We start from the raw sequence: 11,234 nt of genomic DNA, 5'->3' as shown, positions 1-11,234 counted from the left end.
TTGGGTCATAACCGGGGGCGCTGAGAGCCGGGAGGCAATTCAACCCTCACCCCGGCCCTCTCCCAGAGGGAGAGGGGGAAAACAGACGATGGGGAACATTTTTTATTCCCTCTCCCTTCCAGGGAGAGGGGCAGGGTGAGGGTAAAAATAAGAAGCGAGGCTCTGTTCCAGCTTAAGTCGCCTCCGTTTTCTCTCCGACCCAGGGCAGGAAGTGAACGGAGCCTTAGCCGATTCTTCATAGAAGGTGTTCTCTCTTAGATCAGCGCGAAGCCCTATCACGCTAATGTCCCGACAATCTTCAAATCGCTGTCATCCGGCACTTCGTTATACGAAAGCACATGTAGCCCGGCGCTGAACAGGCGGCCATAGCGTGACAGAATCGGGCGCAGCTGCGGCGTCACCAGCAGCAGCGGCGGCAGGCTATTCGCCTTCATCTGCTCGTAAATCATCGGCATGGTATTTTGCAATTGAGCCAGAATATTCGGGTCGACAGGGAAGCTGTCGAGCGCCACTTTCCCCGCCTGCTGGGCCTGATTCAGGGCGTTTAGCAGCATATTCTCCAGTTCGTTATCAATGGTGTAGGCGGCAAGCTGCCTGCGGTCGCCGTTGATGTTATGCAAAATGGCACGGCGCAGGGCGTAGCGCACGTCAGCGCAGAGCAGCTGCGGATCTTTGGTTACCGCCGAGCTTTCCAGCAGCGTGGCGGCAATGGTGACGATATCCTTCAGCGACACCTGTTCGAGCAAAAGCTGGCGATAAACTTTCAGCAACTGGCTGAAATTCAGCGCGTTATTTAAATCTTCCGCAAGCTTCGGCGCCTGCAGCGCAAGGCGTGAATGCAGATGAGTAATATCGTCATAGTTGAACAAATCAGGCAGATGCTGACGCGCCACCTTGTTAACGTGGGTGGCTACCACGCTCGCGCAGTCCACTACCTGATAGCCAAGGTTTAACGCGCGCGATTTTTGGTCCGGATCAATCCAGACGATGGCCATCCCGTACGCCGGATCGGTGTCCAGCACGCCGTCTATCTCGCCGTACAGCTCGGTGCCGGGGATTGCCATTAATTTTTCCGAATTCACTTCCCCCAGCGCCACGCGAATGCCGTTGATGTGGATCGCGTACTGGGCGGGTTTCAGGCGGAAGTTTTCGCGAATGCGGATCTCCGGCAGCAGCACGCCGCAGGTTTCCGAGATAACCTGCCTTGCGCCGCGAATACGCTGCGACAGCGGGCTGCCTTTGGCGGTATCCACCAGTGAAACCAGCTTGTAACCCAGGTTCAGGCCAATCGGCTCGACCAGCGGAATGCTGTCCCAGCTGACGGTAGGCTCCGTGTCCGGGGCAAGGGCCTCCTGAATGGCCTCCATGTCGTCAGCCTGCTGCTCGGCGGGCTGCACCACTTTGCTTTGCCGCCAGGCAGCAAACAGCAACAGCGCGGTGAAGCTCAGGAAGGCAACGTGCGGCATGCCGGGCACAACGGCCAGGATGAACATCACAAACGCAGCGGTATACAGCACGTTCGGGCGGGCGAGCAGCTGAGCCTTAATCTCATCGCTAACGTCACCGCCGTCGCTGACGCGGGTCACGATAATAGCGGCGGCGGTTGCCAGCAGCAGGGAGGGGATCTGTGCGACCAGGCCGTCACCGATGGTCAGCAGCACGTACTGCTGGAAGGCGTGGCTGGCATCGAGATCGTATTTGAAAATACCAATACAGATCCCGCCGATCACGTTGATGATAAGCACCATGATCCCGGCGATGGCATCGCCGCGCACGAACTTCGAGGCCCCGTCCATCGCCCCGTAGAAATCGGCTTCGTTAGCAACGTCTTTACGCCGCGTTTTGGCCTGCTGTTGATTAATTAAGCCGGCATTAAGATCGGCATCAATCGCCATCTGTTTGCCGGGCAGGGCGTCGAGGGTAAAGCGAGCCGAGACCTCAGAGATACGTTCAGCCCCTTTGGTGACGACCACGAAGTTGATGATCATCAGAATGACGAACACCACGAAGCCGACCACGAAGTTGCCGCCGATAACCACCTGGCCGAAGGCTTCAATCACCTTACCGGCGGCGCCTTCTCCTTCATGGCCGTGCAGCAGCACCACGCGGGTGGAGGCTACGTTCAGCGTCAGGCGCATCAGCGTCGTGATCAGCAGCAGCGTTGGGAAGACGGCAAAATCCAGCGGACGTTTACTGTTTACCGCCACCAGCAGCACGATGACCGCCAGCACGATGTTGAAGGTAAACAGGATATCCAGCACCAGCGGTGACAGCGGCAAAATAATCATCGCCAGCACGCTGAGCAGCAGAACAGGCACGCCGACGTGCGTCTGCTTTAGCACGGTCACGGCCTGGGTAAACTTATTGTTCGCCATCGGCTTTTAATACCTCTTTTGGAAGATCTATCTGCCTGTTAAGGCGGGGTTTTTGCTCAACGTTGCCCGCACGCCAGGCTTTCACCTGCATCACGTAGGTCAGGACATGAGCAATGGCGCGAAACAGCTGCGCCGGAATTTGTTGGTTAACGCGAGTGGTGTAGTACACCGCACGGGCGAGCGGCGGGAACTCGACTATCTCCACGCCGTGGTTCTTACCGACTTCACGAATAAACATCGCCACGTCATCGACGCCTTTCGCCACAATGTAGGGCGCTTCTGCTTTGTTTGGGTCGTACTTCAGGGCCACGGCGTAGTGGGTTGGGTTGGTGACGATAACGTCTGCCGAAGGCACCGTTTTGTTGATTTGGCCCATCGCCATTTGGCGCTGCAGCTGGCGAATACGGCCTTTAATCTGCGGGTTGCCGTCGTTGCTCTTATGTTCTTCCTTCACTTCCTGCTTGGTCATGCGCATTTTTTTGGTGAACATAAATTTGCTGAGCGGCACGTCCAGCAGGGCGAAGATAACGATAACCGCGACAAAGTAGCTGATGACATGGTGAAAAATATCAAAACCGCTGCTGATGGCCTGGCGCAGGTAGAGCTGCTGCAGGTAAAGCAGGCCGGCCAGCGAGTCGTTCACCATGGTGTAAAGCACGGCGAGGATCACGCCGCATTTCAGCATCATCTTGCCAACCTCAACATAGTGGCTGCCGGACACCATGCGTTTAAGCCCGCTTATCGGGTTAATTTTCTTAAAATCCGGCAGCAGCTTGTTGGGGGTAAATATCCAGCCGCCGGGGATCAGGCTGGAAATAATGCAGGCCACGGGGATAGGCACCAGCGTGGCGATAAACTTAAGGATAACCAGCACGTTAAGCATCATGAACTGGCTCAGCGCGCCGCTGTCATCCAGCCGTCCGGCCATGCGGCCCACGGATAAAAACGACTCGCTTATCAGCGACTTGTAATAGGGGAAGAAGCTGCTGATGGTCACGAAAGAGGCCACCAGCCCCACGGCCATCGTCAGGTCTTTTGAGCGTGGAATATCCCCTTTCTGCCGGGCTTTGCGCAGCTTGCCCGCCGTAGGTTTTTCGCTCTTATCTCCGCTTGAGGATGACGACATTACTGCACCCTTATGGCGTCAAGCCGGGCGAGGATCTCATTGGTCAAATTGAGGTAGTGCTCCGGAATATGGGAAACGATCATCGTGATGCACAGCAGGCCAAACAGCATGCTGATGGGAAAACCGAGTGAAAACAGGTTCAGCGTCGGCGAAACGCGGTTCAGCAGGCCAAACCCGCCCTGCACAATCAGCATCACAAAAGTGGTGGGCAACGCAATCAGCGTGGCGGCAGACATAATCCAGCCGAGGCTTTGCGCCAGTTGTTTAAGCGTCGGTTCATTGATGGCCTGACCGATAGGCCAGTAGGTGAAACCCTTTACCAGAATGGTCACCACCAGCAGATGGCCGTCCATGATAAAAAACAGCAGGGCGCAGAAAACAAAAATGATTTGCGAAATCACCGCCGTCGAGCCGCCGTTAACCGGATCGTTCATCATCGCCATGCCCAGGCCCATATTCATCGACAGAATATGACCGGCGGTCTGCAGCGCGACAAACACCAGCTGCATCGTCATGCCGAACAGCAGCCCCCAAAGCAGCTGCTCGCCGATCAGCAGGATAACCCGCATCGACATCAGCTCGTTCAGCACCACGTTATTGTGCAGCATCGGCGTAATCAGCACCGTCAGGGTCAGCGCGGTGGCAATTTTAATCCGGCGGGAGAAGGCTTTGCTGTCGAGCACCGGGCAAAAGTGGATGAACGCCAGAATGCGCACAAACGGCAGGATCATCGCCATCAGCGGATTAAGCAGATCGTGAATGTTGATTCCCATGCGTCAGCCGACCAGCGAAGAGGCCTGGTGAAAGATTTCGGTCGTGAAGTCTACCAGCCGGGTCAGCATCCATTTCCCACCAAAAATCAGCACCAGCAGCGTGACCACCAGGCGCGGCAGGAAGCTCAGGGTTTGTTCATTAATCTGCGTGGTCGCCTGGAAAATACTGACGCACAGGCCCACCAGCAGGCTAGGGACAATGGCCACGGCGGAAATCAGCAGTACCAGCTGAATGCCAGAGGCCATGATGTCGCCGGCGTTATCCATATTAAGCATAGCTACAGCCCCTGCACGCTTGAGGTCAGGGTGCCGACGATCAGCGTCCATCCGTCGCACAGCACGAACAGCATCAGCTTAAACGGCAGCGAGACAATCAGCGGCGACAGCATCATCATCCCCATCGCCATCAAAATACTGGCGACAATCAGGTCGATGACCAGGAACGGAATGTAAATCATAAAGCCAATCTGGAAGGCCGTTTTCAGCTCGCTGAGCAAATAGGCGGGCGTCACGACCGTCAGGTCCTGCTCGCGCGCGTCGCCGGAGACACCGGCAATGCTCATCATCTGTGACATCGCCTTATTGTTGGTCTGCGCCAGCATAAACTTCTTCAGCGGCACTTCGGCGGTAGCCAGCGCCTGGTTCAACGTGATTTTGTCGTTCTGGAACGGCACGACGGCGTCGTTGTACACGGTGGTCCACACCGGGCGCATCACCAGCAAGGTCAGGGCCAGCGCGATACCGGTCAGGATTTTGTTCGGCGGGCTTTGCTGCAGCCCCAGCGCCTGGCGCAAAATCGCCAACACGATGATAAACCGCGTAAAGCAGGTCATCATCAGCACCATGATCGGCAGCAGGCCGAGCAGGGTCATCAGGATCAGGATTTCAATTTTGACGTTGTAGTCCTGGCCCGCGTCGGTATTATTCGCGCTGAATAAGGTCACTTCACCGTGGGCGGCAAACAGCAGCGGCGAGAAGCACAGGCCGAGCGTCAGCAGCGCCGCAAGGCCGCTCTTTCTGCTCGTCAGGCCGCGTAGCAGGCTATTCATCCTGCCAGCTCGCCGAGGTTCTTGTTGTTGAACTCGATGATGCGCAGCCCGTACTTGTCGTTCAGGACGACGACTTCACCCTTACCAAACAGGATGCCGTTGACCTTAATGTCCAGCGGTTCACCGGCGAGCTTGTCCAGCTCAACGACCGAATCGTTGTTCACCGACATTAAATCAGCCAGAGAGATCTCTACCGAAGCCACTTCCAGCGTGAGGGTGACGGGGATACGGCTAAACAGCGACATTTTGCGAATCTGATCCATCGGGTTTGCCCGTGGCGTGTTTTCCTGCAGATCCATGCGGATGTTGCCTTCCACCGTCTCTTCCTGCGGGGCATCACCGAAGTTCAGGTCGTCCAGATCCAGGGTCTGGCTCAGGTCTTGATCAATTTGGCTCATAATGCTTCTCGGCAGTCTTATCGTTAAATTCACTCAGCAGCAGTTTGCCGCGATCTTCCGCAATATCAGCGGTGAAAATCTGTTCTTTGCCGATAAAAACCGGCATCGGTTGATTCAGTGAAATGGGAATAATGTCCCCTGGCTCAATGTCGGCAATTTGCGCGACGGTAAGGTTCAGCGAGGCAAGGCGACCATTCAGCTTCAGCGGCAAATCGTAGAACAGCCTTTCGATTTGGCCGGTGCTCATCGACGACTCTTTCTCGCCGTCTCCGCCGTCCGGCGCTCTCAGCTTCGCCAGCATGCGATCGACATGCAGCTGGTCGAGCAGGATAGTGAACCCGCCTTGCTCGTAACCTTCGAGGCTGAATGTAATGCACCATGACCACTGGCTAATCACCGAGGAATAGTCGTTCTTTATATCCAGGTCTTCGCCAAAGGTTTCTTTATTGACGACAAGCGCAGTCAGTTCCTGGCCTAATTTATTTTTTAGCCGTTCTTCCGTTTTCGAAATCGGCTGAGATAAATCCGGCGCCACCTGGGCGCTGTCTTTACTCAGGCCATAGAAATCATGAAGAATATTCAGCAGCAAAATACGATCAATGTCGAAGCCGAGATTGCCGTAAGTGGAAGAGAATATCTGCGTGTTTTTATAATTTTTATCGATCGCAAACGTCATATTTTTTAACGTAACGTTTACTCTAAATTTTTTAAGAAAGTAAATGCTTAGCCTTGCATCGAGAATGTCGAAGCAATCATTCATTATTGTTGGCAGCTTATGCCACGGACGGCCAAGCTTATTTACTTCCAGTTTCACCAGTTCGGGAAGCCGATCCCGGTGATGAACTCTGAGTCGTTGTAATACAGGCTGCATAGTTCTTCCGCATAACCATGATATCTGGCGATGTCAGCGATGAGCTTCAGTATTGATTCATCGCTCGCCAAAGAAAAATTTACCTGGGCATTTAAGTTACGAGAATGAGGTGGCGCTCTTTATTAGCAGCAGCGGGTAGATAATTGGAAAACATCTCATCACTTTTTTTCAGGAAGGTGATTAGACCTGCTTATGCTTGCTGTTGCAATAGCGGTGGGCTTATTAATCTATTATTTAAAAACCTGCTTCCAGATTAATGTAATCGATAACTCATTGTATTTAAAGAATTAATGTTTTAATACTCATTAAAAATGAGACAATTATCGTGCCCTCCGTATACTGACCCCACTGATAACCACACTGCTGTAATACTTGTGGTTGAATAACCTGGTGATTGACGGCGCTGAATGTAAATGGTCTTAATCTTTTCTTTCATTATTATGATTAAAGGAAATATTAAGTCGGTTTTGCTGTCCTCGCCAGGTAGAATTTACTCTAAGTGGGTGATGCAACATGAATATGTTTATGGATCATAGCGCAGGAAATCTTAACGGCTTTGTGGCCAGGGCACCTTCCAGCGTTAGCGTATTTGCGCTGGCACGCCGTGTGGCAAATTTTAATGTGTCAGTGTTGATAACTGGCGAAACAGGCACCGGTAAAGAATGCGTAGCTAAATATATTCATGAACACGCCACGGGAAGCGATTCGCCTTATGTTGGTGTGAACTGCGCCGCTATTCCTGAGAGCATGCTGGAAGCTATTTTATTTGGCTATGAGAAAGGTGCATTTACCGGTGCGGTGGCAAGCGTTGCGGGTAAATTTGAGCAAGCCAACGGCGGCACATTATTACTGGATGAAATTGGTGATATGCCGCTGGCGCTACAGGCCAAATTATTAAGGGTGCTGCAAGAGCAGGAAGTTGAGCGTTTAGGCAGCCATAAAAAAATCCCACTTGATATTCGCCTGATAGCTTCCACGAATAAAGATTTACAGCTTGAAATTGCCGAAGGCCGTTTTCGTCAGGATTTGTTCTACCGCATTTCGGTGGTGCCTATCCACATTACGCCGCTGCGTGAGCGTCAGCAGGACATCATCCCGCTGGCCCAGCGCTTCATTAGCAAATATCACACGTTCCACCAGGGCAAGATTATGCTTGCCGAAGACGCCCGTCACGCGCTGCTGAGCTATAACTGGCCGGGTAACGTTCGTGAGCTGGAGAACGTTATCCAGCGTGGCCTGATCCTCTGTAACGGGAGCGAAATCACCGCCAAAGATTTCGGCCTGACGCCGGTCGTACAGCCGCAAAGCGCCGCCATTGGCATCATGCCGGCATGGCATGAAACCGGCCACCGCTCTGAGGGCGATGCCCCGGCCGCGATTCGCAACGTCAAGATGCACGGTCGTATGGCCGAGTACCAGTACATCATCGACCTGCTAAAGCGTCATCAGGGCAACAAATCGAAAACCGCCCAGTTTTTAGGCATTACCCCTCGGGCGCTGCGTTACCGACTGGCTTCGATGCGCGAAGAGGGCATTGAAATTGGGTGTTACTCCTGAAAGGGGGAAGGAAACCACTATGGATAAGATTTCAGGATTAGGTATGCCGATGGGGCAGCAGGAAATGCTGATGCGGCTACAGCACACGGCGGCAAGCGCCGGTGCCGGCGCTATCGCCGCGCCTCAGACTCTCGCGCCGTCGGTGATGGGTAACGCGCCCTCCGTCTCGTTCGGCAATGTCCTTAACCAGGCCATCAACAACGTTGACCAGATGCAGCACGCCGCCAGCGCCCGCCAGGCCGCTATCGACACCGGCCAGAGCGACGATTTAACCGGCGCGATGATCGAAAGCCAGAAAGCCAGCGTGGCGTTTACGGCAATGATGCAGGTGCGCAACAAGCTCACCACCGCGCTGGATGAAGTGATGAACATTGCGCTCTAAGGGCCTTACCGTGTTAAACAAAATCAAAAATCAGCTTGCGGCGATGCCGTTGCCGCAGGGAAATCATAAAAAATGGCTTATAGGCGCCGCAGCCGTGTTGCTGACCGGCGCCATTGTTGCCTCTCTGTGGCGCAGCGGCGGCGGCTATGTCGCGCTATATGGCGCCCAGGAAAACCTGCCAACCGCACAGGTGGTTGAAGTGCTGGGCGCAGAAAACATTGCCTACAGAATTAACCCGGACAACGGGCAAATTTTGGTGGCCGAAAACAAACTGTCGAAGGCGCGTATGGCGCTGGCGGCGAAGGGCATCAGCGCGGCGTTGCCGGAAGGCTATGAGCTGATGGACAAAGAAGAGATGCTCGGCAGCAGCCAGTTTGTGCAGAACGTCCGCTACAAGCGCAGCCTCGAAGGGGAACTGTCGAAAAGCATCATGGGCCTGGATCCGGTGGAGATGGCGCGGGTGCATCTTGGGCTAAGCGAAGCCAGCTCCTTTGTCATGAGCAACAAGCCGGAGAGCAGTGCGTCGGTTATCGTTCAGCTCCGCCACGGCAAAAGCCTTGATGAACCGCAGGTCGCGGCCATCGTCCAACTGGTTTCCGGCAGCGTGCCGGGGATGAAGGCCAGCAGCGTGAGGGTGGTCGATCAAAGCGGCAACCTGCTTTCTGAAGGCCTGCAAAACGGCGGCGGCAGCCTGGCCGGAATTCGTCAGGCCAATGACGTTGTGCAGCGCATGAAAGTCGACACCGAAAAGAACATTTCCGGCCTGCTGACTTCGCTAGTGGGGAGCAACAACTTCCGCATCAGCGTGGCGCCGCAGGTTGATATGAGCAGCGTGGAAGAAACCCAGGAACGTCTGGGGAAAGACGCCCGCGTGAGCGATGAAAACATCAGCCAGGAAAATGTCACCAACGAGCTGGCCCTTGGCGTGCCGGGCTCGCTCAGCAATCGTCCGGTCAACCAGCCGCCTGCTGCGGCGAATGCGGCTGCTAACGCTAATGCCAACGCGAACACGGCTCCGGCTGGGAACCCGCAGTCCCTCAGCAGCCGTAATTCCGAGCAGCGTAAATACGCCTACGACCGCGATATCCGCCATATCCGCCACCCAGGCTATCAGCTTGAGAAGCTGCGCGTGGCCATCGCCCTGAACCAAAGTGCACCCGCGCTGGCGAAAATTACGCCGGAAAAACTGGCCGGCCTGACGCGGCTGGTGGAAGACGCGGCTGGGATAGATAAAGCCCGCGGTGACTCCCTGACGCTGGACGTTATGGCCTTTACCGAACCAGAAGCGACGGCCTTCCCGGTGCTGAAATGGTGGCAGGATCCGCACATGCAGTATTGGGGACAGACCGGCGGCATTGGCCTGCTGGCACTGCTAACCCTGTTGTTCGGCGTGCGTCCGGTCGTACAACGCTTCAGCCGTCGTGAACTGGCGGTTACCGAGGCCGCGAACGAACCGGCTCTGGAAAGCGGCGCGCTGCTTGAAAATGAATTAATCACCAGCGATGACGCCCTGGCGGCTGGCCTGCCGAAATCGTCGTTCCAGAACGATGACAACCTGCCGCCGCAAAGTTCTGGCCTTGAAACGAAAGTCGAATACTTACAGATGCTCGCCCAGAGCGAAACCGAGCGCGTGGCGGAAGTACTGAAACAGTGGATCAACAGCAATGAGCGAACCAACAGTAAGCAAGAACAGTAAAAGTAGCAGCGGCAGCAACGGGCGCTCGCGCATCGAACAGGCGGCGATCCTGCTGCTGAGCGTGGGTGAAGACGCCGCCGCTCAGGTCATGCAGAAGCTAAGCCGGGAAGAGGTGCTTTTACTGAGCGAAACCATGGCGCGGCTGCACGGCGTGAAGGTGACTCATGCTCGCCAGGCGATGAACAACTTTTTTCAGGACTACCGGGAGCAGAGCGGGATTAACGGCGCTTCGCGCACCTACCTGCGCAGCATTCTGGAAAAAGCGCTGGGCGGGGAAATTGCGCGCAGCGTGATTAACGGCATCTACGGGGATGAGATTCGCTACCGCATGGCTCGCCTGCAATGGGTAGACGTGCCGCAGCTGGCGGCGCTTATTGAACACGAGCACCTGCAGCTGCAGGCCGTGTTCCTCGCTTTCTTACCGCCGGACGTGGCGGCCAGCGTGCTCAGCGTGCTGCCGCAGGAGCGCCAGGACGAAATCGTTTACCGCATTGCCAAGCTGGACGACGTTAACCGGGACGTTATCGACGAGCTGGACAGGCTGGTTGACCGTGGCGTGGCGGTACTTTCCGAGCACGGCTCGAAGGTGACCGGCATTAAGCACGCCGCCAATATCGTCAACCGCATTCCGGAAAACCAGCAACTGCTGCTGGACCAGCTTCGCGAGCGTGACGAAGAGGTGGTCGACGAGCTGAAAGACGAAATGTATGAGTTCTTCATCCTCAGTCGCCAGAACCAGAATACGCTGCAGCGCCTGATGGAAGAGGTCTCGATGGAAGAGTGGGCGGTGGCGCTGAAGGGCACCGAGCCGGTGCTGCGACAGACCATCTGTAACGTGATGCCAAAGCGTCAGGTGCAGTTACTGCAAAGCACCACTTCGCGCCTCGGGCCGGTGCCGGTCAGCCGAATTGAGCAGGTGCGCAAAGAGATTATGGGCACCGTGCGTCAGCTGGCGGAAGACGGCGAAATTCAGGTTCAGCTGTTCGCTGAGCAGACGATGGAATAAT

The 11,234-nt window shown here is 55.3% G+C and carries 11 protein-coding genes; 4 read left to right on the top strand and 7 right to left on the bottom strand.

Annotated features, from left to right (window positions below):
* Positions 1–275: 275 nt before the first annotated feature.
* From HX778_RS21380 to HX778_RS21350, 7 genes are read right to left on the bottom strand one after another with little or no spacing between them, the layout of a single operon-like run.
* Positions 276–2,375, bottom strand: coding sequence for a flagellar biosynthesis protein FlhA (locus tag HX778_RS21380; protein WP_038474898.1), 2,100 nt, complete (start codon positions 2,373–2,375; stop codon positions 276–278).
* Positions 2,362–3,501: a flagellar biosynthesis protein FlhB gene (gene flhB, locus HX778_RS21375; protein WP_038474896.1), complete on the bottom strand. Its 1,140-nt coding sequence runs from the start codon at positions 3,499–3,501 to the stop codon at positions 2,362–2,364. The genes HX778_RS21380 and flhB overlap by 14 nt, the downstream gene beginning before the upstream one ends.
* Complete coding sequence (gene fliR / locus HX778_RS21370) at positions 3,501–4,274, bottom strand: flagellar biosynthetic protein FliR (protein WP_176983016.1); 774 nt, start codon at positions 4,272–4,274, stop codon at positions 3,501–3,503. The genes flhB and fliR overlap by 1 nt, the downstream gene beginning before the upstream one ends.
* Before the next feature lie 3 nt (positions 4,275–4,277).
* Positions 4,278–4,550, bottom strand: coding sequence for a flagellar biosynthesis protein FliQ (fliQ, locus tag HX778_RS21365; RefSeq protein WP_038474892.1), 273 nt, complete (start codon positions 4,548–4,550; stop codon positions 4,278–4,280).
* Positions 4,551–4,552: 2 nt separating this feature from the next.
* Positions 4,553–5,323: a flagellar type III secretion system pore protein FliP gene (gene fliP, locus HX778_RS21360; RefSeq protein WP_176983015.1), complete on the bottom strand. Its 771-nt coding sequence runs from the start codon at positions 5,321–5,323 to the stop codon at positions 4,553–4,555.
* Complete coding sequence (fliN, locus tag HX778_RS21355; RefSeq protein WP_038474888.1) at positions 5,320–5,721, bottom strand: flagellar motor switch protein FliN; 402 nt, start codon at positions 5,719–5,721, stop codon at positions 5,320–5,322. Before fliN ends, fliP begins: the two co-directional genes overlap by 4 nt.
* Positions 5,708–6,397, bottom strand: coding sequence for a FliM/FliN family flagellar motor switch protein (locus HX778_RS21350; protein ID WP_235212924.1), 690 nt, complete (start codon positions 6,395–6,397; stop codon positions 5,708–5,710). Before HX778_RS21350 ends, fliN begins: the two co-directional genes overlap by 14 nt.
* Before the next feature lie 708 nt (positions 6,398–7,105).
* On the opposite strand from HX778_RS21350, the gene HX778_RS21345 reads away from it, so the two are divergent.
* The 4 genes from HX778_RS21345 to HX778_RS21330 are packed head-to-tail and all read left to right on the top strand — an operon-like array spanning position 7,106 to position 11,233.
* Positions 7,106–8,149: a sigma-54-dependent Fis family transcriptional regulator gene (locus tag HX778_RS21345; protein ID WP_038474884.1), complete on the top strand. Its 1,044-nt coding sequence runs from the start codon at positions 7,106–7,108 to the stop codon at positions 8,147–8,149.
* Between the two features lie 19 nt (positions 8,150–8,168).
* Entirely contained in the window at positions 8,169–8,531 is a 363-nt protein-coding gene (gene fliE, locus HX778_RS21340; RefSeq protein WP_176983014.1) for a flagellar hook-basal body complex protein FliE, read from the top strand.
* Between the two features lie 10 nt (positions 8,532–8,541).
* The gene (gene fliF, locus HX778_RS21335; protein ID WP_176983013.1) at positions 8,542–10,227 is read left to right on the top strand and encodes a flagellar basal-body MS-ring/collar protein FliF; all 1,686 of its coding nucleotides are present in this window, start codon (positions 8,542–8,544) and stop codon (positions 10,225–10,227) included.
* The gene (locus tag HX778_RS21330; RefSeq protein ID WP_038474880.1) at positions 10,196–11,233 is read left to right on the top strand and encodes a flagellar motor switch protein FliG; all 1,038 of its coding nucleotides are present in this window, start codon (positions 10,196–10,198) and stop codon (positions 11,231–11,233) included. Before fliF ends, HX778_RS21330 begins: the two co-directional genes overlap by 32 nt.
* Position 11,234: the final 1 nt, after the last annotated feature.

The organism is Cedecea sp. P7760, from assembly GCF_013386425.1.
GTDB lineage: Bacteria > Pseudomonadota > Gammaproteobacteria > Enterobacterales > Enterobacteriaceae > Cedecea > Cedecea selenatireducens.
The sequence above is the reverse complement of the archived record's forward strand: the minus strand, read 5'-3'. Positions and strand labels throughout refer to the sequence as shown.